Below are 24,960 nucleotides of genomic sequence, written 5' to 3'. Positions count from 1 at the left end.
ACATAGGGAGACAGGGATGGGGAACACCGCGAACGAGGCGTCGCCGAGCGGCGACCGGCTGGGGCCAGACACCGCCGACACCGCCTGGCGGCAGGACGAGACGCACCGCGCCTGGCTGATTGCCGATGCCCGCCGCCAGCTCGGGTTCTTCGAGCGTTCCTTGCGGGCCGATGGCGGCTTCGACGTGCTCGGCATCGACGGCAGCCCGATCCCCGGCGGCCCGCAGGAACTCCACACGACGACCCGGCTGGTGCATTCCTACGCGCTCGGAAAGGCCGCGGGTTGGACGGGGGGCGAGGCGATCATTGATGCCGGCCTCGACCGTCTCTGGCACGGGCACCGCGACAGCCGCCACGGCGGCTACGCCGCGTCGATCCGAGGGCGCGAGATCGAGGACGGCACCAAGCTCGCCTACGGCCACGTCTTCGTCCTCCTGGCGGCGGCGAGCGCCAAGCTGGCGGGCCATCCCGATGCCGACCGGCTTCTCGCAGACGTCTCCGGTATCATCGACCGGCACTACTGGGACGAGGAGCACGGCCTTCTCCGCGACGAGTTCATGCGCGACTGGGAACCGTTTTCGACCTACCGCGGCATGAACGCCAACATGCACGGCACCGAAGCCTTCCTCGCCGCTTTCGAGGCGACGGGCGAGCGCCGCTTCCTCGACCGGGCCGGCCGTATCCTCGACACCTTCGTCGGCCGCATCGGGCCGGCCAACGGCTACCGGCTGCCCGAGCACTATACCGAGGCCTGGACGCCCGATCCCGACTACCGCGGCAATCCGATGTTCCGCCCGGCCGGCACGACGCCCGGCCATTCCTTCGAGCTGTCGCGCCTCGTCCTCCAGCACTGGGATCTGGCAGGTCGGCAGGATGACGATGCCCCCGTGCGCGCCCGTGCCCTGTTCGAGCGGGCCTTCGCCGATGCCTGGCGCGGCGATGGCGGGTTCGTCTACACGGTCTCCGGCGACGGCCAGCCGCTCGTCGCCGATCGCTACTGGTGGCCGGTGACCGAGGCCATCGGCGCGGCCGCCGCCCTGATGAAGGTGGCGCCGCAGCCGGACGACGAGGACCGCTACCGCAAGGCCTGGCGCTTCGCGGACCGCCATTTCATCGACCATGACCGCGGCGGCTGGTATCCCGAGATCGACGAGGCCGGACAGCCCGTGGGGCACCAGTTCAACGGCAAGCCGGACATCTACCACTCCGTCCAGGCGTCGCTGCTGCCGCTTGCGCCGGGCGTCTCGCGGCTGTACGGGGAGATCAGCGCCCTCGGGCTCTAGATGTGGAGCCTTGACAGGTTGTCCCGGTCCGGTGCTTCGCGCGTTCGGCGAGGCGCCAGGATTCCTGGATCGACGGGCAATTGCTCGAAGGGAGACGAGAGCGCGTCTCTCGAAAATCGCCGATGGACTTGCCTCCGGCGATTTATCTTGTCCTTTTCCCCGGCATCTTCCCTTGATCGGATCCGTTCGCTCGATCGCCGGATGATCTAGCGCGACTGGTCGAGAAGCTCGCGGTATTCCGCCTGCGTCGGGATGCGCGGATTGGTGCAGTGGCAATGGTCCTTCAGCGCCTCGCCGGAGACGTGTTCGCGCATCGCCGCGGTGACGCCGAGCGCGTCGAGGCCGGCGGGCAGGCCGATGTCGCGCGACAGCCCGGCCATCACCTGGTCCGGCTCGCCACCGAGGATATCCGCCAGCACGTTCCATTTGTCCCCGATCGCCGGGCGGTTGAAGCGCAGCACGGCAGGGGTCAGCACGGCGTTCAGCGTGCCGTGGTGGAGGTTCAGCTCGCGGATCGCGCCGAGCGGATGGGTCAGCGCGTGCACCGCGCCGAGGCCTTTCTGGAAGGCCATCGCGCCCTCCAGCGCTGACATCATCATTTCCCAGCGCGCCTTGCGGTCGCTGCCGTCCTTCACCGCCTGGCGGATGGCGGCGATGCCGCGCTTCAGGCCGTCGATGGCAATGGCGTCAGCCGGCGGGTTGATCGCCGGCGCCATGTAGGTCTCGAGGCAGTGGGAGAGCGCGTCCATGCCGGTCGCCGCGGTGAGGAAGGGCGGCAGGCCGTAGGTCAGTTCGGGATCGCACAGCGCGACCGAGGGCAGCATGTGCGGGCTGATGATGCCGAGCTTGCGCCCTTCGGCGGTGATGATCACCGCGGCGCGCCCGACTTCCGAGCCGGTGCCCGAGGTGGTGGGCACGGCGACGAAGGGGCAGATCCGGCCGTGGATCTTGCCGAGGCCGCCTTCGACCAGCGTGTACTGCGCGAGGGGGCCCGCATGGCCCGTCAGCAGCCGTACCGCCTTCGCCAGATCGAGCGACGAGCCGCCGCCGAGCCCGACAATGCCGTCGCATCTCTCGGCGCCATAGAGCGCATAGGCGGCATCGACGGCCGCCTCTGTCGGGTTGGCCGGCGTTTCCGAGAAGACCGTCGGCCGCTCGTCGAAGAGCCCTGCGACGCGCTCGACCATGCCGCTGGCCAGGAGGCCGCGATCGGTGACGAGCAGCGGCCGCCTCACGCCGAGACCTTCGAGGATCGCCGGCAGCTTGGAGACCGCGCCTTCGTCGAACTCGATGCGGGTGAGATAGGTGATGAGGGCCATGGATGGCGGGCCTTCGTATAGGTGTTTCAAAAAATGCGGGAAGCCTGTCGCGGCAGCGGAGACGCCGCGTTCGATCGGTCTGCGCTGCCACGGGTCGAGGTGCCAGATCGGCAAGCCACAGCCTTTGACGCACCGTTCGTCGCCACCGATCCGGTGGTCTCTTTGGCTCTCGCAAGCAGTCCGAGCCTGTTGCTCCGTGCCCCGTAGCCGGCCGGAAACTCCCTGCGCGGGAGTACCTTTCGTACCGGTTTGTGTCTTGCACCGTCAACTGGAGCTGTGCCTGCAGCACCGACGGCATTTTTTCGCTCAAGCATGGCCCCGACCGCGTCGCCGTCGTCCGGCGACTGGTCTATCAAAGGGTCGCGTGCCCGTCAGGCCGCATTACAAAACATCATCGGCAGCATCGAACTGCCGGGCGAAAGGGAAGCGGGAGAGAACATGAACAAGCTTGGAGTCCACGCACTCGTCTGGGAGGCTGGCTGAGGCCACGCCGAGTGCGCCCGCGCCATCCAGCGCACCGCCGAGGTCGGCTATGATTTCATCGAGGCGCCTTCGCTCGATCCGAGCTCGATCGACGTCGACTTCACCCGGCGGCAACTGGAGGCGGCTGGCATCGGCATCAACTTCTCGATGGGCCTCGACGCCGATACCGACATTTCCAGCGGCGACGCCGGCAAGGTGGCGCGCGGCAAGGCGCGGCTCCTGGAGGCCGTGTCGATCGCCCGCGACCTTAATGCCACCCACGTCTGCGGCATCCTGCATTCGGCGTTTCAGAAATACGCCGTCCCGACCACCGCCGCAGGTGTCGCGCAGTCCGTAGAGGTGCTGGCTGAGGTCGCCGAGGTCGCGGCGAAAAGCGGCGTGACGCTCGGGCTCGAAGTGGTCAACCGCTACGAATCCAATGTGCTGAACACCGCGGCTCAGGCGGTGGAGATGTGCAAGCGAACCGGCGCCGACAACATCAAGGTGCATCTCGACGTCTACCACATGAACATCGAGGAATCAGACGTGCCGACCGCGATCACCGAGACGGGGAAATACCTCGGCTACTTCCACACCGGCGATTCCCACCGCGGCTACATGGGGTCGGGCACCATCGACCTCGCCGGCGTGTTCCGCGCCCTGGTGCGGATGGACTACGAGGGCCCGATCACCTTTGAATCGTTCTCCTCGCGCGTCGTCGGACAGCCGCTCGAGGGCATCCTCGGCATCTGGCGCAATCTCTGGGAGGACAGCGGCGATCTCGCCGCCCATGCGCTAGCCTATACCCGTGTCCAGCTGAAATCGGCCGAGGAGGCGCAGAAGCAGGCGAGCCGAAGCTTGCTACCGTAAGCTTCACTGTGGAAAAGCTAGAAGCCGTCGGCACCGGAACGTGGCGCGGCTAGCTTTGCGCCACCATAAATGGCTGGGGCGGATCTCGTTCCAATCCCCTTTTCGAAAGCTCTCGGAAGGTACCTCTCGCTTTGGCCACGCTTGTTCTGCCCCATCGCCCGCTCTCGTTGGCGCGCGACGTCATCTCCACGCCTTCGGCCTACTTCTGGTCGACGCCGATCCTCCTGGCACTGGCGGTATTCCTGTTGGTCTGGGAGGGCCCGGGCGTCGTCCGCGACTTCCAGATCAGTCAGAACCCCCTGGTGCTGGAAGACGGGGACGTGCAGGACGGACGCTGCACGACGCGGCGGGCCGTCTTCACGGACTGCGAGGCGCGGCTGGTCTACAACTACGGGGGGCAAAGCTACGACACGAAGGTCGAAGTGATGTTCGTCGATTTCCACACGGGCGATTACGAGACGGATCTGGTGATCTCGGCCGACCATCCCGAACTCGCGACGATCAGTCTCGGTTTGGACAAGTTGTGGAACCGGATCATCACGCTGGTGCTGCTCACGGCCCTGCTCGTCGGTGCAAGCCTTGCCATGCTGTTCCTGGCCGCGCGGATAGGGCGGGTCAGGCGGCAGCTGCTTCAGCCTGCCATGCTGACGGCCGTTCCGGTGGAAATCGCGGCCTTCGACCGGAAGCGCAACGTCCTGTCCATCACTTACAACGACAAGATCGCGGGGGATAAGACCGGCCGGTCCGCCTATACCCGGATGAAGAACGGGCAAGCGCCTCTGATCGTCGGCGAAGCAGACGGCAAGTCCGTTGGCCTTGCCGTCCGGCATGGCCAAACGGCGCTGCCAGTCCTGCTCGATGACCGGTTGCAACGGCTGGATCTCAGCGACGAGGAGCGGGCGACCGCGCTGGCGCCCTTCGCCGCAGAGGACGGAACCCCCGGCACATTCCCAACTTTGGTCGAAGCGCCGCCAAAGACCGTTTCGATCTGGCGAGGGCTTTGGGTTTTCGTCGGAACGCTAGTTTTGCTGGGCCTTGGCCTCATCGGCTTCTGGATTTGGTACGTCACAAGTTCGACCACGGCATTCCAGCCGGTTGGCATGGAGATCAACAACATCATGCCGGCGCCCCTCAACACCTGGGGATGCCGGCAGCTTCAACAGCGGTTCGGCAATGAGCGGGCGCCGTTCGGCTGCGTCGCCGCGGACCATGCGACCTGGAAATGACCTGACCAGCCGTCGCGAACCTTCGGTCGGCTCCAGAATTCTTGGCGGACGAATGGGCGTCGGGCTATTCCATGTTGGTGTGGTTCGCCCGCATTGCCCCGGGCGTCACTCCCAGCAGCGTCTTCAGTTTCAGCACCATCACCTCGAACAGCACGAACAGCGCACCCTCGAACAGCGAGCCCATCGGCAGCACCGACGTCGCCGCAGATCCCTGGTCGTCGGCCATGGTCTGCGCCGGGATGGTCAGCACGAAGTCGGCCATGCCCGGCACCTTGCCCGACGGCTGCGCGGTGACGACCAGCACCTTCGCGCCGGCCGCCTTGGCGACGCCGACCAGTGCGACGGCGGTCGAGATCTCGCCCGGGCCGCAGACGACGAGGAACAAATCGCCTTCGCCGAGCGCCGGCGTCGTCATGTCGCCGATCACCGAGACCGACCGGCCGAGGTGGAACAGCCGCATGGCGAAGCCCTTGACCTGCAAGCCCTCTCGGCCGCCCGCATAGACGCTGACATGGCGCGCGCCCGCGACCAGCCTGCAAGCCTCGTCGACTTGGCTGCCATCGATGCGGTCCATGGCGACGCCGAGCTCGTCGAGCGCCGTGCGGTAGAGATTGGTCATCAGGTTTTCTCCAGAAAGGTCGGCGAGCATCGCGGAAACCGCGCTCGCGCCGTGTGCGACGACGATGGCCGTCGAGGCTTGCGCTGCGACCGCGGCGTCAGACGATGCCGCCGCCGGAGCCTTTGACCGCGGGGCGCTCTGCGGCAACCCTTTCGCGGTAGCCGCTGGCGCGATAGGCCGCGACCGGGTCGATGGCGCCGCCGGCATCGAGCCTGACCTTGGCGAGGATCGGCTCGACGTCGACGCGAAAACCGTCCTTCAGGGTCTCCGACGCCATCATCGCATCGTTGTCCTCCTGGAACCCGTGCAGCGCTGCGCGGTCGACCAGCAGCGCCTGCGCATAAGCGCGGCGGATCTCGTTGGCCGAGCGGATCAGGCTCTCGATCGGATCGGTGACGTTGTGCGACTGGTCGATCATGTAGGACGGCTGCAGCGCCTCGAGCCTCGCTCCGGCTTCGACCAGCTCGTTGAAGACGAGGAACAGCCGGAACGGGTCGATCGAGCCGGCGTCGAGGTCGTCGTCGCCATAGCGGCTGTCGTTGAAGTGGAAGCCGCCGAGCTTGCCGGTCCGGATCAGCCGGCAGACGATCTGCTCGATGTTGACGTTCGGGGCATGGTGGCCGAGGTCGACGAGGCAGAAGGCCTTCTCGCCGAGTTCCATGGCGGTGAGGTAGCTGGTGCCCCAGTCCTGCACGACGGTCGAATGGAAGGCCGGCTCGTACATCTTGTGCTCGGAATAGATCCGCCAGTCCGCAGGCAGCCCGGCGACGATGTCCTTCATGGCAAGGAGGTAGCGGTCGAAGGCGCGGCCGAGATCGGCCTGGCCGGCAAAGTTGGAGCCGTCGCCGATCCACACCGTCAGCGCCTTGGAGCCGATCTCCGCGCCGATCTCGACCGTTTCGAGGTTGTGCGCCACGGCCTGCGCCCGCACGGCCGCATCGGTATGGCTGAGCGAGCCGAACTTGTAGGACAGCGGCTGGCGCGGGTCGTCCGGGTGGTCCTGGAAGGTGTTGGAGTTCATCGCATCGAACGACAGGCCGAGCGCCTCGGCCTTGGCGACGAGGTCGGCCGGCTCGGCCTTGTCCCAGGGGATGTGCAGCGAGACCGCCGGCGTCGCGCGGCAGAGGTCGTTGATCACCGCGCAGTCGTCGAGCTTCTCGAAGATGCCGCGCGGCTCGCCGGGGCCTGGGAATCGGGCGAACCGCGTGCCGCCGGTGCCGACGCCCCAGGACGGCACCGCCACGGTGAAGCCGGCGACGTCGCGCGCCACCGCATCGATGTCGACGCCGCGCCGGCCCAAGCGCTCTCCAAGCGCGGCGTAGTCCTTGTCGAGGTCGGCGCGGCGCAGGGCATTCTGGCTCTCGATCAGCGACGTCTCGATCCGCACGGGCTCTCTCCTCAAGCTCAAGATTGGCCTGCAGCGCCGGTTGGCGCGTCACGCCACGGGCGCATCACTCAGCGGGTGAACGCGATCTGGTTGCCGGCGTCGACGTTGATGATGTTGCCGGTCGACTTGGCCGACTGGTCGCTGGCGAGGAAATACACCGCTTCGGCGATGTCTTCGGGGAAGACCGAGCGTTTCAGCAGCGAGCGGTTGCGGTAGTGCTCCTCCAGCTGGTCGGTTTCCAGCTTCGACGAGGCCGCACGCTGCTCGCGCCACTCGCCGCTCCAGATCTTCGAGCCGCGCAGGACGGCGTCGGGATTGACGGTGTTGACGCGGATGCCAGCGTCCGCCCCTTCCAAAGCAAGGCAGCGGGCGAGGTGGATCTCGGCGGCCTTGGCGGTGCAGTAGGCGGAGGCGCCGGCGGAAGCGGCGAGGCCGTTCTTCGAGGCGATGAAGATGATGGCGCCGCCGAGCTTCTGGCGCCGGAACAGCCGGAACGCCTCGCGCGAGACGAGGAAGTAGCCGGTGGCGAGGATGTCGATATTGCGGTTCCAGACCGCGAGCGTCGTCTCCTCGATCGGCGCGGCCGAGGCGATGCCGGCGTTCGAGACAAGGATGTCGAGGCCGCCATACTCGGCAACCGTCTCGAGAAAACCGGCCTCGACCGCTGCTTCCTGGGTGACGTCGAGCAGGACGCCGCGGACCTGGTCGGCGCCGAAGGCTTTCGTGAACTCCGCCTTCGCCCCGTCGAGCGCGGCCTGGTCGATGTCGGCCAGCACCACGCAGGCGCCCTCGCTCAGCAGCCGGGCGGCGGTTGCCCGGCCGATGCCGCCGGCCCCACCGGTGACGAAGGCGATGCGGCCGGCGAGCGCCTTCGGTTTCGGCATCCGCTGGAGCTTCGCCTCCTCCAGCAACCAGTATTCGATGTCGAAGGCCTCCTGCTCGGCAAGGCCCTGATAGGTGCCGACGCCGGAAGCGCCGCGCATGACGTTGATGGCGTTGACGTAGAACTCGGCGGCGATGCGCGCCGTCGCCTTGTCCTTGGCGAACGACAGCATGCCGACGCCGGGCACGAGGTAGATCACCGCATTGGGGTCGCGCATGGCAGGGCTGTTGTCGTGCCTGCAGCGGTCGTAATAGGCGGCATAGCCCTCGCGGTATGTCGCGATCGCCGCGTCGAGGCCGGCCAGCAGGCCGTCGACGTCGCCGGTCGTGGGGTCGAAGTCGAGCACCAGCGGGCGGATCTTGGTGCGCAGGAAATGGTCGGGGCAGGAGGTGCCGAGGGCTGCCAGCGGCGCGAGGTCAGCCGAGCCGACGAAGTCCAGCACCGCGTCGCTGTCGTCGAAATGGCCGATCTTCTTCTCGTCCTGGCCGATCCGGGCGCGGATCTCCGGCATCAGTCTCGCCGCGATCGTGCGCCTTACCGCTGCATCGAGCGCCTGATGCTTCTGGCCCCCGAAAGCCGCCTTGCCGGCGAGCTGGCCGTCGAACCAGGCGATCGCCTTGTTGATGATCCGCAGCGTCGTCTCGTAGCTCTCCCGGGCGGTGTGGCCCCAGGTGAACAGGCCGTGGCTCTCCAGCACCACGCCCTTCGCCTCCGGGTTCTCGGCGGCAAAGCGCGAAAGGTCGAGGCCAAGCTGGAACCCCGGGCGGCGCCATGGCAGCCAGCCGATCTCCTCGCCGTAGATCTCGGCCGTCAGCGCGCGCGAGTTCGTCGTCGCGGCGACGGCGATCACCGCGTCGGGGTGCATGTGGTCGACGTGCCTGTAGGGCACATAGGCGTGCAGCGGGGTATCGATCGAGGCGGCGCGCGGGTTGAGGTTGAAGGTGCAGTGGCTGAGCAGCCCGACCATCTCGTCCTCGAAATCCGGACCGCGATAGAGGCCCCTGAGCTGGTTGAGCTTGGCCTGGTAGAGCGTCGCGAAACCGTCGAGCTTCATCGTGCCGACGTCGCCGCCCGATCCCTTCACCCAGAGCACGGTGACGGGCTCGCCGGTCAGCGGGTCCTTCATCTCGACCTTGGCCGAGGTATTGCCGCCGCCGTAATTGGTGATGCGCTTGTCGCTGCCGAGAAGGTTCGAGCGATAGAGCAGCAGCTCCTGCTCGCTCAAGCCGAGCGCTTTCGCCTCGTCCCAGCGGTTGTCGAGCAGTGCGGAGGTGGTCGCCGACATGGTGTTCGTTCCCCGAGCGTCTGGCCCGACACCACGGTCATCGCGTGACGGCGTCGGTCATCGCGCAAAGCATTCCGGCGACAGGCGTGCATGTCAACCAAAATGAGCATAACCAATCATGTTGCAGCGCAATATGACAGTTTCTGATCGATTATGATTGACGCTCGGGCGTTTTCGTCGGAGCTTCGGTTCCGGAGGGAATGCTGAATGCACGAACGTGAGCGCCATCGGATGATCTTGAGCGCCGTCCAGGGCCGCTCCGTCGCAACCGTTTCTGAGTTCGCGGAACTGACCGGGGCATCCGAGGCGACGATCCGCCGCGACATCTCCACCCTCTCGGGCCTGCGCAAGCTGCGCAAGGTCCGCGGTGGGGCGGAGGCGCTGTCTGCGCCGACGCCGGGCGTCATCGCGGGGGAGAGTTTTGCAGGCGCACAGGCGCATCACGTCGCCGAAAAGCGCGCTATCGCCCGCGAGGCGGCAAAGCTCTGCGAGGAAGGCGATGCCACCATCATCAACGGGGGGACCACGACCTTCCAGATGGTGCACCATCTCACCGGGTTGAAGCTGCAGGTGCTGACCAATTCCTTCCCGATAGCCGACCATCTGCTGAAGCATTCCGCTTGCGCCGTGCTGCTGCCGGCCGGCGCCGTCTACCGCGAGCAGGGGCTGATCCTGTCGCCGTTCGAGGCCGACGGCATCGCGCATTTCCGCGCCCGGCGGATGTTCATGGGGGCGCAGAGCATATCGCGTGTCGGCATTGCCGAAGCTGATCCGCTGGTCATCCAGTCGGAGCAGCGCCTGATGCGCCAGGCGGACGAGCTGGTCGTGCTCGTGGACTCCTCGAAATTCGACCGCCGCTCCAGCCTGGTAATCGCGCCGCTGGAGCGTTGCTCGGTCCTCATCACCGACGAGGGGATCAGCGATGCCGCGGCGCAGATGGTCGAGGCGGCCGGCCCCCGCCTCGTCGTCGCGCGGCTCGACGGGGGCGCCGCTCATGACTGAAGCGCTGACGGCTGAGCCGCCCGAGATGTGCGCCAATCCTTTCTTCGGGATGGCCTGAGCCATGGCGCCGCGGTTCGTCGCCGTCGTTGATATCGGCAAGACCAATGCGAAGGTCGTGCTGCACGACCTCATTGGGCGCCGGGACATCGCCCTGCGCTCGACGCCGAACAAGGTTTCGACCGAAGGTCTCTATCCGCATTACGACGTCGACCGGCTGTTCGGCTTCATCATCGAGGCATTGCGGGCGATCGCGACCGGCCATTCCATCGACGCCGTCGCGATCACGGCGCATGGGGCCTCCGCGGTTCTGGCGACCGACGACGGGCTGGCCCTGCCGGTGCTGGACTACGAGTTCGATCTCTCAGGCCCCGAAACCGACGCCTACGAGGCCATCCGTCCGGCGTTCGCCGAGACGCAGTCGCCGCGCATGCCCAACGGCCTCAACCTCGGCAACCAGATCTTCTGGCAGCAGCAGCGCTTTCCCGAGGCCTTCGCCACGGTGCGGTCGATCTTCACCTATGCGCAGTACTGGGCCTGGCGTCTTTCCGGTGTGGCGCGCTTCGAGCCGACCGGGCTCGGCAGCCACACCGATCTCTGGGCGCCGGACCGCGACGACTTTTCCGGCCTCGTCGACACCCTCGGATGGCGGTCGCTGTTCCCACCGCGCGGCACGCCCTTCGAAGTGCTCGGGCCGCTGAAGCCGGAAGTCGCAAAAGCTGCGGGCCTCGGTCCCGTCCCGGTGATCTCCGGCATTCATGATTCCAACGCCTCGCTGCTGCCGCATCTTCTCGCCCTTCCGGCCCCGTTCACCGTCGTCTCGACGGGGACATGGCTCGTCAGTTTCGCCATCGGCGGACGCCCGGCGCAGCTGGACGCTTCGACGGGCACCGCCACCTTCGTCGACGCTTTCGGGCGGCCGGTTCCCACGGCGATGTTCATGGGCGGGCGCGAGTTCGATCTTTTGACCGGCGGGACGGTGGCCGAGCCTGACGAGCGCGACGTCGCCGCGGTGATAGATGCCGGCATCATGGCGCTGCCGAGCTTCGTCGCAGGCTCCGGGCCGGTGCCCCGACGGCCGGGGTTATGGATCATTCCGGGCATGGCGTCACCGGACGAATTGTCTCCGGCACGGCGCACAGCCGCCGCCAGTCTCTACGCCGCGCTGATGACCGACACGGTCCTGCGGTTGATCGGGGCGGACGGCCCGAGCGTCATCGAGGGGCCGTTCGCACGTAACGCGCTGTTTGTTCGGGCGCTGTCGGCGCTTACGGGCAGGAGGGCAGAGGCTTCGCTCTCCAGTACCGGCACCAGCGGCGGGGCCGCCTTGCTGGCTCTCGGGCGTCCAAGCGCCCCGAAAGCCACCAGGGCAGCCAATCTCGATGGAGTCCCGGCGACTGGAATACCAGGACTGCAGGCTTATGCAGCGCGCTGGCGTGAGAACGCCGGAGTGGCGTCCGGCGGCTAGGTGATCTGCGGGAGAATGCCGGGGGCAGGCGAGGGCCCCTCCGGATGGGAATGCCTTGGGAGGGGCGCAGCATGGATTTTACGGGCAAGACGGTAATTGTCACCGGGGCGGGCAAGGGCATCGGCCGCCATACGGCGACGCTGCTCGCTGCGCGTGGCGCAAAGGTCATCGGGATGGCGCGGTCCCAGGCCGATCTCGACAGCCTCGCCGCCGAGATCGGTAGCACCAGCATCGCGGTCGACCTGGCCGATGCGACGGCCGCCCGCAGAGCCGCCGAACAGGCGCTGCCGGCCGATCTCCTGGTGAACTGCGCCGGCACCAACATCCTCGAGCCGTTCCTGGAGATGAAGGACGAGTCCTTCGACCAGATCCAGGCGCTGAACGTGCGCGCCGCCGCGATCGTCTCCCAGGTCTTCGCCCGCGACCTTGTCCGCCGCGGCGCCCCGGGGGCGATCGTCAACGTCTCCTCGCTCTCGTCCTTCGTCGGCTTTGCCGACCATGCGGCCTACTGCGCCTCCAAGGGGGCGCTCGATGGGCTCGGCCGGGTCATGGCGAACGAACTCGCGCACCACGGCATCCGCGTCAACTCGGTCAATCCCGGCATCACCCTCACCGATCTCGCCCGCGCCGCCTGGGACGATCCGGCCAAGGGCGGACCGATGCTGGCCCGCACGCCGGTCGGGCGTTTTGCCGAGACCGGCGACGTCGCCGAGGTGATCCTGTTCTTGCTGTCCGACAAGGCGGCCATGCTGAACGGCCTCGCACTGCCGATCGAAGGGGGCTTCCTTGTCAACTGAGCCCCGGGCGACCGCCGCCCCGATCATCGCGCTGAGGGCGGTCGAGAAGGCTTTCGGTCCGGTGAAGGTGCTGCGCGGCGTCGACTTCGATATCCGGGCCGGCGAGGTCCACGCGCTGATGGGCGAGAACGGCGCCGGCAAGTCGACGATGATCCGCATCATGTCCGGCGCCCACCAGGCCAATGCCGGCACGCTGGAGATCGACGGCACGGTGACCCGGTTTTCCGGTCCCGCCTCGGCGCAAGTGGCCGGCATCGCCGTGGTGCATCAGGAACTGCTGCTGTTTCCCGCCCTCACCGTCGCCGAGAACATCTTCCTCGGCCATGCCCCGCGCAATGGTCTCGGTCTGCTCGACTGGCCGGCGATGCGCGACCGGGCGCGCGCCATCCTCGACCGGCTCGACTGCCCGGACCTCGATGTCGACGAGAAGGTCGAGCACCTGTCGGTCGCCAACCGCCAGCGCGTCGAGATCGCCCGCGCCCTGTCGCGCGATGCCCGCGTGCTGATCATGGACGAGCCGACCGCTGCGCTCGCCGAGGCCGACGTCAAGCGCCTGCTCGACGTCGTGCGGTCGCTACGGGCCGAGGGCGTCGGCATCGTCTATGTCAGCCACCGGATGAACGAGATCTTCGAGATCTCCGACCGGGTGACCGTGCTGCGCGACGGCAAAACGATCGACACCCGCCCGACGGCCGACGTCACCGAGGCGGCGCTGGTCTCGATGATGGTCGGCCGCGACATCGACCAGCTGTTTCCCAAGGAGGACATTGCGCTCGGCGAGACCGTGCTCGAGGTTCGCAACCTGACGCACACCGGCAAGGTCGCCGACATCTCCTTCTCGGTCCGCGCCGGCGAGATCCTCGGCATTGCCGGGCTCGTCGGTTCCGGCCGGACCGAGCTCGCGCAGACGATCTTCGGCGTGACGCCCGCCACGTCGGGCGAGATCCGCATCGATGGCAAACCGGTCACCGTCGGCAGCATCCGGGAGGCCATCGGCCACCGCATCGCCTACGTGCCGGAAGACCGCGCCCAGCACGGCCTCGTCCGGCCGCAGTCGATCCGCGAAAACGTCGCGATGGCGATCCTCGACCGGCTGACCCGGAAGTCCGTAGTCGACACCCGCAAGGAGTGGACCATGGCCGAGGAGGCGATCCGGCGCTTCCAGATCCGCGCCCGCGGCCCCGGCCAGATCGTCGCCCAGCTGTCCGGCGGCAACCAGCAGAAGGTGGTGATCGCCAAATGGCTCGCCACCGACCCGCGCATCCTCATCCTCGACGAGCCGACGCGCGGCGTCGATGTCGGCGCCAAGACGGAAATCCACAAGCTCATGAACACGCTCGCCGCCAGCGGCATCGCCATCGTGATGATCTCGAGCGAGTTGCCGGAAGTGCTGGGCATGAGCGACAGGGTGCTGGTGATGAACGGCGGCCGGATGTCCGCCATGCTGTCGCGCACCGAAGCGACGCCCGACGCGGTCGGCGCGGCGATGATGACGGGACACGCGGCATGAAGGCCCCGACACTCTCCCGCCGCCTCTCCGCGTCCGGACAGGAGGTGCTGCTGTTCCTGGCGATCGTCGCGCTGTTCCTCGTCGTCGGCTGGCTCAACCCGCGCTTCGTCTCGGCCAACAATCTGACCTCGATCTTCGTCGGCAACGCCTACATCGCCATCGCCGCGATCGGCATGTCGATGGTCATCATGTCCGGTCATATCGACGTCTCCGTCGGGGCGCTGATCGGCGTGCTCGCGACGATTTCCGGCCTGCTGGTGACCAATGGCTACCCGATCTGGCTGGCCTGGCTCGGCCCGGTGCTGATCGGCGGCGTGATCAATGCCGGCCTCGGCGCCCTCATCGCCTATGCCCGGGTCCCCTCGATCATCGCGACGCTGGCGATGCTGTCGATCCTCCGCGGTGGGCTGATCACGCTGACCGGCGGCGCCTGGATCTCGGGCCTGCCGGCCGGATACCAGCTGGCGCAGTTCCGGCTCCTGGACGTCCCATCGCCGGTCTGGTTCATGATCGGCATGACGATCGCTGCGGCCTTCCTGCTGCGCTCCACCGCCTTCGGCCGCTCGATCTATGCAGTCGGCGGCAATCCGGAGGCCGCGGAAGCCTCCGGCATTCGATACAAGCCGACGATCGTCAAGGTCTTCGCCTTGCACGGCCTGATCACCGGCTGCGCCGCCGTGCTCTTCGCCACGCAGCTGCAGGTCATCCAGTCCACCGTGCCGAACGGCCTCGAGCTGATCATCATCACGGCCTCCGTGGTCGGCGGCGTCTCCATCCTCGGCGGCATCGGCACCGTCACCGGTTCGACGCTGGCTGCGATCCTCTTCGCCGCCATCGGCTCCTCGCTGATCTTCCTCAACGTCTCGGCCTACTGGCTGAAGGCGGTGCAGGGCATCCTCATTCTCGTCACCGTGCTCGCCGACATAGCGCGGCGCGGCCGGGCCGGTTGAGGGAGAGACCCATGACGTTCCGGACCCTTCTCCGCCACGAGGCCATCCTCGCTCTGATCCTCGCGATCGCGCTCGCCGTCCTCGCCAGTGAGAACGAGCGCTTCTTCACCGCCGCCAACCTCCTCAACCAGGCGCGGCTGATGACCGAGGTCGGGCTGATCGCCGTGGTGATGACCTTCGTCATCATCACCGGCGGCATCGACCTGTCGGTCGGTTCGATCCTCGGCCTCTGCGCCATCCTCGTCGGCGTCTTCTGGAAGACGCTCGGGCTTCCCTTGCCGGTGGCCATGGCCCTGTCGATCGCCGTCGGGACACTCGCCGGCTTCGTCAACGGCCTGATCATCACCCGTTTCAGGGTGCCGCCGCTGATCGCGACGCTGGCGACGCTCGCGCTCTACCGCGGCCTTGCCGAAGGCATCAGCCAGGCGCAGTCGATCCGCGGCTACCCGAAATGGTTCTTCGAACTCGGGCAAGGCAACCTCATGGGCATCCCGACGCAGCTCTGGCTGCTCGCCGTGGTGGCGCTGACCGGCTTCTTCATCCTGCGCTTCACCGCCTTTGGCCGCACGGCCTACGCCATCGGCAACAACGAGGCGGGCGCCGCCTTCTCCGGTCTCGACGTCGTCAGAACCAAGCTGATGATCTATGCCGCCTCGGGTTTCGTCTCGGGTCTTGCCGCCGTCGTCTTCGTCAGCCGCGTCTCGACCACGCGCTCCGACATGGGCAGCGGCATCGAGCTCGACGTCATCACCGCCGTGGTGCTCGGCGGCACCTCGATCTTCGGTGGGCGGGGCATGGTGGTCGGCACGCTGCTCGGTCTCTGCCTCGTCCAGGTGCTGAAGAACGGGCTCGCTCTGTCCGGCGTCAAGGGCGACGGTACCATCGTCATCATCGGGGTCGTGCTGATCGCAGCCGTCCTGATCTCGAATTTCCTGAGCCGCTACACCGACGACTGAGGAAAGGGGGCCGTGCCTGGGAGGGGGCGGCTTTAATAAGAACCCGTGGAGGAATTACGATCATGCGCACGCTTCTGACACTGATGCTTAGCACCAGCCTGCTCACTGCCATGCCGGCGATGGCGCAGAGCGCCTGGACCGGTGGCGACGACCAGCCCGCCAGTCCGCTGGCCTGCGACGCGACCGTCACGGCCGTCCCGCCCGGCGACTACAACGGCGGCACGCCGACCTCGGCCCCCGACCGCAAGGGCAAGCCGCTGAAGGTCGTCGACATCCCAAAGCTCGTCGGCGTCGGCTACTTCAACTCGACCGCCCAGGGCGTGCAGGAAGCCGCCAAGGAAACCGGCTCGATGACCGTCACCACCGACGGCCCGACCAAGGCGAACATCGACGAGCAGATCACCTTCGTCGACAACTACATCACCTCCGGCGTCGACGGCATCCTGTTTGCCGCCAACGACCCGGTGGCGATCGCGCCGGTGCTGAAGCGGGCGCTGGAGGCCGGCATCAACGTCGTCGGTTACGACGCGGACGCCGAGCCGGACGCGCGCCAGTGGTTCGTCAACCAGGCCGAACCAAACGGCGTCGCCAAGTCGATGATCGACCAGCTGGTTTCCGAGATCGGCGAGGATGGCGCCTTCGCCATCGTCACCTCGACCTTCACCACGCCGAACCAGGCGCGCTGGATCACCGAGATGGCCGCCTATGCCGAGAAGTGCCACCCGAAGATCAAGTTCCTCGAGACCGTCGAGGCTCAGGAGGACAATATCCTGTCCTTCAACCAGGCGCAGACCCTGATCAACAAGCACGGCGATGACCTGAAAGGCATCCTCGGCATGACCTCCGTCGCGACGCCCGCCGCCGCCGAGGCGGTGCAGCAGAACAAGCTCTGCGGCAAGGTCGCGGTGGTCGGCCTCGCGCTGCCGAACGCCATGAAGCCCTACGTCAACGGCGACTGCATCAAGACGACGATCCTCTGGTCGACGGTCGACCTCGGCTATGCCGCGGGCCTCGCCATGCGCGCCGTCGCCGACGGCACGCTGAAGCCCGGCGACACCTCCTTCAAGGCCGGCCGCCTCGGCGAGTTGCAGATCGTCAACCAGAGCCAGATTCTGCTGGGGGCGCCGAAGGTCTTCACCAAGGCCGACATCAACGACTTCGACTTCTAGAACATCCTGCGATTGGGTGGACCCACCCGACCGAAGAAAGATTCTCTAGATTCAAGAGGATAGAGCGCTGTGCGTCCAATTGGATGCATGGCGCTCTCGGCGAGGCATCGCTCTGTCGACCCGAGGCGACCTGGCAGATCGGAAACCTTCGGGGGGAACCTGTCTGCCAGGTCCGTCACAGCACCGGCGCGAACTCCCGAAGGGTTCGCGCCGGCCTTGGCGTCTCAGGATTTCCGGAGCCATTGTCGATCCGGTTGTCGTCAGGACGGTCGTTCGGGTGGGCGTTCGGGTGGGCGAGGCGGCATGGCCGAATGCCCATCCGTTCCCGCTGTTTCGCCGGGGATCAATGAGGGAAGCCACCATCCGCGGTCGGCCGGCTGCCTCACCAGCAGGTGAAGCCGCCGTCGGCGACCACTGTCGTGCCGGTCATCAGGCTCGAGGCGTCGCAGGCGAGGAAATGCACCACCGAGGCGATCTCGTCGGGCCTGCCGAGGCGGTGCATCGGCGTGTCGCGCAGCCAGACGTCCATCATGCCGTCATTGTCGTGCCGGTAGAGGGTCATCGCCGTCTCGATATAGGTCGGCGCCACGGCATTGACGCGCACGCCGCGATCGGCCCACTCGGCCGCCAGCGACGACGTCATCTGGTGCACGGCGGCCTTGGCGGCGTTGTAATAGGTCTGCTTCTGGGGCCGGTTCGAGATCAGGCCGGACATCGAGCCGATGTTGACGATCGCGCCGCTGCCGGCCTTCAACATGTGCCGGGCAAAGGCGCGGTTGCACCAGAACACGCCATTGTAGTTGACGTCGTTGACGTTCAGCCAGTGCTCGTCGGTGACGTCTTCGGCCGCAGTACCGGAACGGGCAATGCCGGCATTGGCGACGAGGATATCCACTTTGCCGTGCCTCGCGACCACCGCGGCCGCCAGCGCGTCGACCGAAACAGAGCTTGTGACGTCGACCGGCTCGACGTCGACGGTGTAGCCGAGCTTCTCCATCGCGGCGCGGCCTTCCTCTGCGGCGGCCATGTCGATCTCGGCGATCACCACGGTGGCGCCGTGCTCGGCCAGCGCCTCGACGCAGCGAAGGCCGATGCCCCGCCCACCGCCGGTAACCACCGCGACGCGCCCGTCGATTCGAAACTTCTCAGCGAACATGAGACCTCCCAGTCCTGATGCAGAACACATGATCCAAAACACGTGTCGTCCGGGCGACGCCTATTCATTGTCGATGAAGGGATGGCGGCCGGGCTGATTGAAATGCTTGCGGCGCACGTCGAGCAGTTTCTCGATCTGCTCGGCGTTGAACTCCTTCGCCCCGCCATAGCCGGCGGCGAGGTAGACGACCTTCGCGTAGTAATCCAGCGCCTCCATCTTGAAGTAGGCGCTGGTCAGGTCGTGGCCGTAGGACAGCGCGCCGTGGTTCTCCAGGAGCAGCGCGTCGTGACGCTGGAGGTAGGGGATGATGGCGTCGCAGAGCTCGGTCGTCGACGGCAGGCCATAGGGCGTCAGCGGTACCTCGCCGAGGAACATCGTCGACTCCGGCATGATCTGCTGGGTCAGCGGCTTGCCGCAGATCGCGTGCACGGTGGCGTAGAGCGGGTGCGCGTGCACCACCGAGCGGACGTCTTCGCGGTGGTCGTAGACGCAGAGATGCATCTTCATCTCGGAGGATGGCCTGTAGCCGCCGTCGACGACGAGCCTCGCCTCCCGGTCGATCCGGCAGATCATGTCCGGGGTCATGAACCCCTTGGAGACGGCGGTCGGCGTGCAGAGCAGCGTGCCGTCGTCGAGCAGTACCGAGATATTGCCGTCGTTCGCCGCGCCCATGCCGCGGTTGTAGGCGCGCCGGCCTATCTCGCAGATGAAGGCACGCAATTCGGGGGTGTCGTGCATCATGTCGTCCTGTTCCATCGGGAAGCCTTGAACGCCGCCTCAGACGTCCTGCGCCTGCGGCAGGATCACGAGGTCGCGGATGGTGACGTTGCGCGGCCGCGACACCATGAACAGCACGGCCTCGGCGACCTCCCGCGGCTCGATCACGCTGCCAGAGGCGATCGCCTGCTCCAGCCGTTCCTTCGGCCAGTCGTCGAGCAGCGCTGTCAGCACCGGGCCCGGCGCGACGGCGCCGACACGCAGGCCATGCTTGATCACCTGGCGGCGCAGCGTGTGCACGAACACCTGCACCGCGTGCTTCGAGGCCGAATAGATCGGCTCCCAGTGGATCGGCTCGTGGCCGGCGACCGAGGTGGTGACGATGATGTCGCCGGTCTTGCGTTCGATCATGTGCGGCAGCACGGCCTGCACGGTGCGGAACACGCCGTTGATGTTGAGGTCGAGCATGCGGTCCCAGGCATCGGGATCGCCGTCGGACACGTCGCCCGCGACATAGGAGCCGGCGTTGGCGTGGAAGATGTCGAGTTGGCCGGCCTTGGCGAGGACCTGTGGCAGCATGCCGGCGACGCTCCTGGGATCGGTGAGATCGACGATCACCGGGTGCGCCGATGGGCCTATCTCTGCGCAGAGCTTCGCCAGCTGGTCCGCGGCGCGGTCGACGAGGAAGACGGTGGCGCCCTCGGCAGCGGAGAGCCGCGCACAGGCGAGGCCGATGCCGGACGCGGCGCCGGTAATGGCGACCACCTTGCCGGACAGAATATTGCTCATGATTTCCTCCCAGAAATTCGGATGTGGTCGACTGCGCCGGCCGGCCAAAATGGCGTCAGCGCTTAGTGGTGCCGCCGCCGGACAAGGGCACCGGGCCGGCGACGTAGGCAGAGTCTGGCGAGGAGGACTCCGCAACCGGCCTCTCCCTCAGTGCTGCCGTGGCGACCCATCGGCATGCGGCCGCGCCAGACTGCATTCCATTCCAGATCAGTGAAGCCGCCGCACGACATGTCCGCGTTGCAACACCTTCAGTTTCTGAGCAAGATTGTTTTAAAACGCAACATATTGCGGCGATCGCTGCATTGTTGCGGCTCACCGGACCGCTGCACCCGCGCCCTCGTTCAATAAGGCTGCTCAGCGAGAGCCCTTCCGCGGCAATGGCGATGCGCGGCGCTCCGGGTGGCGCATATCGGCGCCGAGAGCCTTGCGCAGATCGCTCAACCGTTCGGCGTCAGGCGCGCGCCACCGTCGCACGGCGACGTGCCGCCTCCTCGCGCCGGATGTCGATATAGGCCTTGGCATGTCGGGCCAGCGGCAGGTTTTCCGTCCAGGTGTCGCGCCAGATGGCGCAGGCAATCGACAGGCCTTCGTCGACCACGGCACTGGAGAAGGATTCGAAGGTGATGTCCCGGGCGTAGTCGATGTCGAGCAGGGCATCGAAGATCAGGTCGAAGTTGATGACGCCGTCGCCGAGATAGCCGCGGTTGCTCTCGCCGATGTGGAAATAGCCGATCTTGTCACCGGCGAGGCGGATCGCCGCGGCCGGATTGGCTTCCTCGATGTTCATGTGGAAGGTGTCGAGGTGCAGCCGGACGTGGTCCGAGCCGGTGGCGGCAACGAAGGCGAGGCCCTGCGCCGTGGTGTTGAGGAGGTTGGTCTCGAAGCGGTTGACCACTTCCAGCACCAAGTCGACGCCCGCCGCCTTGGCCACGTCGGCGGTCTTGGCGATCGCCGCCACGCTGTTCTTGCGGCCGCGGTCGGTCGGCATCGCCGCATATTTCATATGGGCGGAATAGAGGATGCCGCCGAGCTTCGAGCCGCCGACGTCGCGCACCGCCTTGACCGCGCCGGCCAGCAGCTCCTCGCCGCGCTTCACCGTGTCCGGATCTTCGCTGGAGACGTCGGATGCCGCTGGCAGGCCCATGGTGACGGCGATGTCGAGATCGAGCGATTGGGCGCGCTTGGCGAGCTGGTCGAGGTCGAAGTTCTCCGGACGGAGATAGGCGAGTTCGATCAGCTTGAAGCCGCATTCGGCCGAAGACTCCATCGCCTTCTCGATTTCAGCCTGGGTTGAACCGCCGGTCCAGCAGAACGAATGAATCCCGAGACGACGCATGACTATTCCTCCCTGACGTCTTTTAATTGTTGATATCTGCAACAAAATGGCGGTTTGATGAGGATGTCAAGCTTGGCGTCTCGTCCTGCTGCCGGAGGCGCGATTGGCCATCGCCGAACATCGCTTCGTCAACCGGCTAGGATGATCATGATGGGATGGACACCACCGTCCACGTTGCACTGCAGTATTGGTTCGCAGTTGCACAGATTAGGTTCGGCTTCGCGAGTCGGCGTAATTTATAAGCCAAGCGAAGTAGTACAAGCGTTGCACCATTGGCATGCGGTCTCGCGGCGGAGAGGGGCCCAAGGCTCTCGGCCGATAGTCCTGATCTTGAAATCGAATTTGAATGCACTCGCAACAAATGTTGTGCGGCGGAAATTTTTACATTAACGTTCGGTCAGGATCTGCGGCGTCTGACGCTGCGGCCACCCGGAATGTCCCTTCAACCGAGGGGAAATCCACCGCCAAAAGGCGGGGCGTTTCAGGGTTCAACGGTCGGTCCAGGGGGTCGACGGCTTTGGGAGGAATGAGCATGAGACGCGCAATTGCAGTGAGTCTGATCGCCCTCGCGGCGGGTTTGATGGCAGGCCTCCCGGCCAAGGCCGACTTCTGGTCGGACGCCGGTGCCAAGTTCAAGGGCGTGACCTTGCACGGCGTCACCGAAAGCACCCCGCCGTCCAACTACATCAAGGACGTGCTGGCCCCGGATTTCGAGAAGAAGACCGGCATCAAGGTCGAGATCGAGACGACCTCCTGGGACCAGATGTACGACAAGGCGATCAAGGACATGGAGGCCAAGACCGGCATCTATGACATGGTCTACATCGAGCAGGACATCATCTATGCCTACCTCGCCCGCAACTTCCTCGTCGACGTCACCAAGACTCTGAAGGAGAAGCCGGAGCTGAAGGCCGACACCTACGACGAGTCGCACTTCACGACCTTCGCCAACTATTTCAAGGACAAGTCGGGCGACCTGTTCGGCGTGCCGATGGAAGCCTTCATCAAGATCTACCTCTATCGCACCGACCTGTTCAACGATCCGGCGATCCAGGAAGCCTTCAAGAAGGAGACCGGCAAGGATCTGAAGCCGGCAACCAACCACGCGGAATACACCGAGATCGCGGAATTCTTCACCAAGTACGGCAAGGACAAGGGCGAGCAGCTCTGGGGCACCACCGCCCAGGCGCATACCGGCCACCCGGCTTCCTGGTACGAGTTCTTCGAATCCGTCGCACCGACCTTTGGCGTCTACAACTGGGGCATCGACGCCGACAACAACTACGCCGCCTCCGTCGCCAATGGCGGCCAGATGAACAGCGACAAGTCGAAGGCCGCGCTGAAGTACTGGCTGCATTTGCGTGACATCGCGCCGCCGGAATCGGCTGCCAGCACCTGGACGGAAGTCGCTACCACCTTCGCCGCCGGCCGTGCGGCTCAAGGGCTGGTCTATGGCGAGAACGCCGCGTGGATCGCTTCCGACGCCGAGAAGTCGAAGGTCGTCGGCAAGGTCGGCGTCGCGCTTCCGCCGACCGAGCCGGGTATCCTCGACGAGGTCAAGGGCGGCAAGGGCTACATCGGCTACTACGATGGCGGTGCCTTCGGCGTGCCGGTGACCTCGAAGAACTCCGACGCCGCGCTGCTCTTCCTGCAGTATATCGGCCAGGATTCAGTCCAGGGCGGCTGGGCCGTCGCCGCGCCCCGCATCACCAACACCGCGACCTACGAGGACGCCGGCGTCAAGGCCATGGATGCCAAGCTCGGCGGCTACTACACGATGCTGAAGAACGACGGCAAGCTGTTCGCCGGCGCCCCTCCGTATCCGTTCCACGCCCAGGTGCGCGAGGCCACCGCGCCGATCTTCTATCGCATCCTGACCGGCGAAGTCGGCTCGGACGAGGGCCTCGACGAGATGGCCGCGGCGGCCGAGGAAGAACTCACCAACCTCGGCTATCGCAAGTAGCCACCCCGACGATCGCGCCGCCGCATCTCCCTGCGGCGGCGTGCTTGCCCTCGCGCCCGCCGCGGGATGTTGCTGCGTCGCCTCTGATAGGATGGTTCCATGCGGTCGAACACGGTGGGATGGCTTCTGCTCGCCCCCACGCTCCTGATCCTCGGCCTGTTCGGGATCGTGCCCTTCATCTACGTCTTGTATGTCGCGTTCCACCAGTGGAACCCGTTCGGCTTCAGTCCGGACATGATCTACAACGGCGCCAAGAACTTCCGCCGGCTGGTGTTCGACAAGGAGTTCCTGCTTTCGCTCTGGGTGACGTTGAAGTTCGCCTTCTTCGCCGTCTCCAGCGAGATCGTCATCGGCTACTTCCTGGCGCAGCTGTTCACCCGCGAATTTCCCGGAAAAGCCTTCTTCCGGACGATCCATACCCTTCCGCTGATCGTCGCGCCGATCGTCGTCGGCTCGGTCTGGCGGCTGATGACGACGCCGAGCATCGGCATCATCCCGTATTACCTGAACCTCTGGTTCGGCTACGACCTGAACATTGGCCGCGACGCCGGGGCGGCCTTCACGCTGACCGTCATAATGGACATCTGGCACTGGACGCCGCTGGTGACGCTGACGCTGCTCGCCGCCCTCGTCTCGCTGCCGAAGGAGCCGTTCGAGCAGGCGCAGATCGATGGCGCGAGCAAGCGCCAGATCTTCTGGCACATCACGCTGCCGATGATTCGGCCGGCAATCCTCGCCACCGTGTTCATCCGGCTGATGGATGCGCTGCGCACCGTCGACGAGGTCTGGATGCTGACCGGCGGCGGACCGGGCGCCGCCACCCGCTATGTTGGCCTGCACATCTGGAAGGTGGTCTTCCCGAAGACCGACTACGGCTACGGCTCGGCGATCTCGATCATCGTCCTCTACCTGACCCTCGTGATGTGCTGGATTCTCTACGTCGCGCTCGTCGCGCCCCGTGACAAGAAGAGGGCATCCTGATGCCGACCGAAAAGCCCTACCTGTCGATCCTGCTCTGGGTCATCCTCTCTTTCGCGACGCTGTTCCCGATCTACTGGCTGTTCGTGATCTCGGTGAAGCCGGCGGTCGACCTCTTCACCACGCCGAACGTCTTCCTCGATACCGTCTACTGGAAGAACTACGTCAACGTGCTCGGCAACGAGACGCTGCAGCGCTACATGATGAACTCGATCATCATCTCCACCTGCAACGCCCTTCTCGTGACGACGCTCGCCTTCATGGCCTGCTATGCGCTGTCGCGCTTCGACCTCGGCGGCAAGGAAAACATCTTCTTCTGGACGATCACCAACCGCATGGCACCGGCCGCGGTGTTCCTGCTGCCGTTCTTCCTGCTGTTCACCAAGGTCTTCACCATCGGCGACTGGAAGCTCTACGACACCAAGATCGGCATGATCCTGCTCTACTGCACGTTCAACCTGCCGTTCGCGATCTGGACGCTGCGGCCGACCATCGACGGCATCCCCAAGGAACTCGACGAGGCGGCGATGGTCGACGGCTGCTCGACCTTCCAGGTCATCACCCAGGTGATCTTCCCGCTGGCGCGGCCGGGTCTTGCGGTGACGCTGATCCTCACCTGGGTTTTCGCCTGGAACGAGTTCCTGCTCGCGGCGACGCTGACCAGCTTCAACGCTCGCACCATCACCACGGGCCTGTCTGAATACGTGACATCCACCGGGACCGAGTGGGGCACCATGGCGGCGATCGCCATCATCACGCTCATTCCGGCCCTCATCGTCTTCTCGGTCGTCCAGCGGCACATCGTGGCCGGACTGACCTTCGGCGCGGTCAAGGAGTAG

21 protein-coding genes are annotated in these 24,960 nt (G+C 66.1%); 13 read left to right on the top strand and 8 right to left on the bottom strand.

Features of this window, described 5'->3' with window-relative positions; translation table 11 throughout:
• Positions 1-16: 16 nt before the first annotated feature.
• Positions 17-1,282: an AGE family epimerase/isomerase gene (locus tag ACZL02_RS08935; RefSeq protein WP_472937370.1), complete on the top strand. Its 1,266-nt coding sequence runs from the start codon at positions 17-19 to the stop codon at positions 1,280-1,282.
• A 206-nt stretch (positions 1,283-1,488) separates the two neighbouring features.
• Here the strand turns inward: ACZL02_RS08935 and gbd are convergent, their stop codons facing one another.
• Entirely contained in the window at positions 1,489-2,601 is a 1,113-nt protein-coding gene (gene gbd / locus ACZL02_RS08930; RefSeq protein WP_472937371.1) for a 4-hydroxybutyrate dehydrogenase, read from the bottom strand.
• A 507-nt stretch (positions 2,602-3,108) separates the two neighbouring features.
• Between gbd and ACZL02_RS08925 the strand changes: the two genes are divergently transcribed.
• Together ACZL02_RS08925 and ACZL02_RS08920 are read left to right on the top strand one after the other, a co-directional pair.
• The gene (locus ACZL02_RS08925; protein ID WP_472938126.1) at positions 3,109-3,933 is read left to right on the top strand and encodes a sugar phosphate isomerase/epimerase family protein; all 825 of its coding nucleotides are present in this window, start codon (positions 3,109-3,111) and stop codon (positions 3,931-3,933) included.
• 131 nt (positions 3,934-4,064) lie between these two features.
• Positions 4,065-5,159: a hypothetical protein gene (locus ACZL02_RS08920; protein WP_472937372.1), complete on the top strand. Its 1,095-nt coding sequence runs from the start codon at positions 4,065-4,067 to the stop codon at positions 5,157-5,159.
• A gap of 64 nt (positions 5,160-5,223) precedes the next feature.
• Here ACZL02_RS08920 and ACZL02_RS08915 read toward each other — a convergent pair whose 3' ends face one another.
• From ACZL02_RS08915 to ACZL02_RS08905, 3 genes are all read right to left on the bottom strand, one after another.
• Positions 5,224-5,778 carry an SIS domain-containing protein gene (locus tag ACZL02_RS08915; RefSeq protein WP_472937373.1) on the bottom strand — a complete coding sequence of 185 codons (555 nt, stop codon included), beginning with the start codon at positions 5,776-5,778 and terminating at the stop codon, positions 5,224-5,226.
• 97 nt (positions 5,779-5,875) lie between these two features.
• Positions 5,876-7,159 (bottom strand): L-rhamnose catabolism isomerase, encoded by a 1,284-nt coding sequence (gene rhaI, locus ACZL02_RS08910; RefSeq protein ID WP_472938127.1) that lies wholly within the window; start codon positions 7,157-7,159, stop codon positions 5,876-5,878.
• Positions 7,160-7,233: 74 nt separating this feature from the next.
• Positions 7,234-9,333, bottom strand: coding sequence for a bifunctional rhamnulose-1-phosphate aldolase/short-chain dehydrogenase (locus tag ACZL02_RS08905; protein ID WP_472937374.1), 2,100 nt, complete (start codon positions 9,331-9,333; stop codon positions 7,234-7,236).
• A gap of 207 nt (positions 9,334-9,540) precedes the next feature.
• Between ACZL02_RS08905 and ACZL02_RS08900 the strand changes: the two genes are divergently transcribed.
• From ACZL02_RS08900 to ACZL02_RS08870, 7 genes are all read left to right on the top strand, one after another.
• A complete protein-coding gene (locus ACZL02_RS08900) occupies positions 9,541-10,335 on the top strand; it encodes a DeoR/GlpR family DNA-binding transcription regulator (RefSeq protein ID WP_472937375.1) in 795 nt (264 codons plus the stop codon).
• 61 nt (positions 10,336-10,396) lie between these two features.
• Complete coding sequence (locus ACZL02_RS08895) at positions 10,397-11,800, top strand: FGGY-family carbohydrate kinase (RefSeq protein ID WP_472937376.1); 1,404 nt, start codon at positions 10,397-10,399, stop codon at positions 11,798-11,800.
• A gap of 71 nt (positions 11,801-11,871) precedes the next feature.
• Positions 11,872-12,597 (top strand): SDR family oxidoreductase, encoded by a 726-nt coding sequence (locus ACZL02_RS08890; protein ID WP_472937377.1) that lies wholly within the window; start codon positions 11,872-11,874, stop codon positions 12,595-12,597.
• Entirely contained in the window at positions 12,587-14,107 is a 1,521-nt protein-coding gene (locus ACZL02_RS08885) for a sugar ABC transporter ATP-binding protein (protein ID WP_472937378.1), read from the top strand. The genes ACZL02_RS08890 and ACZL02_RS08885 overlap by 11 nt, the downstream gene beginning before the upstream one ends.
• Positions 14,104-15,057, top strand: coding sequence for an ABC transporter permease (locus ACZL02_RS08880; RefSeq protein WP_472937379.1), 954 nt, complete (start codon positions 14,104-14,106; stop codon positions 15,055-15,057). The genes ACZL02_RS08885 and ACZL02_RS08880 overlap by 4 nt, the downstream gene beginning before the upstream one ends.
• Positions 15,058-15,068: 11 nt before the next feature.
• On the top strand, positions 15,069-16,013 hold the full coding sequence (locus ACZL02_RS08875; RefSeq protein ID WP_472937380.1) for an ABC transporter permease: 945 nt from the start codon (positions 15,069-15,071) through the stop codon (positions 16,011-16,013).
• 62 nt (positions 16,014-16,075) lie between these two features.
• Complete coding sequence (locus tag ACZL02_RS08870; protein WP_472937381.1) at positions 16,076-17,182, top strand: substrate-binding domain-containing protein; 1,107 nt, start codon at positions 16,076-16,078, stop codon at positions 17,180-17,182.
• Between the two features lie 382 nt (positions 17,183-17,564).
• Here ACZL02_RS08870 and ACZL02_RS08865 read toward each other — a convergent pair whose 3' ends face one another.
• From ACZL02_RS08865 to ACZL02_RS08850, 4 genes are all read right to left on the bottom strand, one after another.
• Positions 17,565-18,338 (bottom strand): SDR family NAD(P)-dependent oxidoreductase, encoded by a 774-nt coding sequence (locus ACZL02_RS08865; RefSeq protein WP_472937382.1) that lies wholly within the window; start codon positions 18,336-18,338, stop codon positions 17,565-17,567.
• A gap of 60 nt (positions 18,339-18,398) precedes the next feature.
• Positions 18,399-19,076 (bottom strand): class II aldolase/adducin family protein, encoded by a 678-nt coding sequence (locus ACZL02_RS08860; RefSeq protein WP_472937383.1) that lies wholly within the window; start codon positions 19,074-19,076, stop codon positions 18,399-18,401.
• 39 nt (positions 19,077-19,115) lie between these two features.
• Positions 19,116-19,844: an SDR family oxidoreductase gene (locus tag ACZL02_RS08855; protein ID WP_472937384.1), complete on the bottom strand. Its 729-nt coding sequence runs from the start codon at positions 19,842-19,844 to the stop codon at positions 19,116-19,118.
• A 451-nt stretch (positions 19,845-20,295) separates the two neighbouring features.
• The gene (locus ACZL02_RS08850) at positions 20,296-21,180 is read right to left on the bottom strand and encodes a sugar phosphate isomerase/epimerase family protein (protein WP_472937385.1); all 885 of its coding nucleotides are present in this window, start codon (positions 21,178-21,180) and stop codon (positions 20,296-20,298) included.
• A gap of 532 nt (positions 21,181-21,712) precedes the next feature.
• On the opposite strand from ACZL02_RS08850, the gene ACZL02_RS08845 reads away from it, so the two are divergent.
• From ACZL02_RS08845 to ACZL02_RS08835, 3 genes are all read left to right on the top strand, one after another.
• Entirely contained in the window at positions 21,713-23,143 is a 1,431-nt protein-coding gene (locus ACZL02_RS08845; protein WP_472937386.1) for an ABC transporter substrate-binding protein, read from the top strand.
• A 99-nt stretch (positions 23,144-23,242) separates the two neighbouring features.
• A complete protein-coding gene (locus ACZL02_RS08840) occupies positions 23,243-24,124 on the top strand; it encodes a carbohydrate ABC transporter permease (RefSeq protein ID WP_472937387.1) in 882 nt (293 codons plus the stop codon).
• A complete protein-coding gene (locus ACZL02_RS08835; RefSeq protein ID WP_472937388.1) occupies positions 24,124-24,960 on the top strand; it encodes a carbohydrate ABC transporter permease in 837 nt (278 codons plus the stop codon). Before ACZL02_RS08840 ends, ACZL02_RS08835 begins: the two co-directional genes overlap by 1 nt.

The sequence above is a fragment of the Mesocryomonas fontinalis genome, from assembly GCF_055730125.2.
Note: the sequence above shows the minus strand (reverse complement) of the source record. Positions and strands in the feature narration are given on the sequence as shown.

Coding starts and splice junctions, on each gene's coding strand:
- ACZL02_RS08865 (WP_472937382.1), bottom strand. CDS start 18,338: ATGTTCGCTGAGAAGTTTCGAATCGACGGGCGCGTCGCGGTGGTTACC.
- ACZL02_RS08915 (WP_472937373.1), bottom strand. CDS start 5,778: ATGACCAATCTCTACCGCACGGCGCTCGACGAGCTCGGCGTCGCCATG.
- ACZL02_RS08880 (WP_472937379.1), top strand. CDS start 14,104: ATGAAGGCCCCGACACTCTCCCGCCGCCTCTCCGCGTCCGGACAGGAG.
- ACZL02_RS08840 (WP_472937387.1), top strand. CDS start 23,243: ATGCGGTCGAACACGGTGGGATGGCTTCTGCTCGCCCCCACGCTCCTG.
- ACZL02_RS08855 (WP_472937384.1), bottom strand. CDS start 19,844: ATGAGCAATATTCTGTCCGGCAAGGTGGTCGCCATTACCGGCGCCGCG.
- ACZL02_RS08860 (WP_472937383.1), bottom strand. CDS start 19,076: ATGCACGACACCCCCGAATTGCGTGCCTTCATCTGCGAGATAGGCCGG.
- ACZL02_RS08900 (WP_472937375.1), top strand. CDS start 9,541: ATGCACGAACGTGAGCGCCATCGGATGATCTTGAGCGCCGTCCAGGGC.
- ACZL02_RS08895 (WP_472937376.1), top strand. CDS start 10,397: ATGGCGCCGCGGTTCGTCGCCGTCGTTGATATCGGCAAGACCAATGCG.
- ACZL02_RS08875 (WP_472937380.1), top strand. CDS start 15,069: ATGACGTTCCGGACCCTTCTCCGCCACGAGGCCATCCTCGCTCTGATC.
- ACZL02_RS08835 (WP_472937388.1), top strand. CDS start 24,124: ATGCCGACCGAAAAGCCCTACCTGTCGATCCTGCTCTGGGTCATCCTC.
- ACZL02_RS08890 (WP_472937377.1), top strand. CDS start 11,872: ATGGATTTTACGGGCAAGACGGTAATTGTCACCGGGGCGGGCAAGGGC.
- ACZL02_RS08850 (WP_472937385.1), bottom strand. CDS start 21,180: ATGCGTCGTCTCGGGATTCATTCGTTCTGCTGGACCGGCGGTTCAACC.
- ACZL02_RS08935 (WP_472937370.1), top strand. CDS start 17: ATGGGGAACACCGCGAACGAGGCGTCGCCGAGCGGCGACCGGCTGGGG.
- ACZL02_RS08845 (WP_472937386.1), top strand. CDS start 21,713: ATGAGACGCGCAATTGCAGTGAGTCTGATCGCCCTCGCGGCGGGTTTG.
- ACZL02_RS08870 (WP_472937381.1), top strand. CDS start 16,076: ATGCGCACGCTTCTGACACTGATGCTTAGCACCAGCCTGCTCACTGCC.
- ACZL02_RS08905 (WP_472937374.1), bottom strand. CDS start 9,333: ATGTCGGCGACCACCTCCGCACTGCTCGACAACCGCTGGGACGAGGCG.
- gbd (WP_472937371.1), bottom strand. CDS start 2,601: ATGGCCCTCATCACCTATCTCACCCGCATCGAGTTCGACGAAGGCGCG.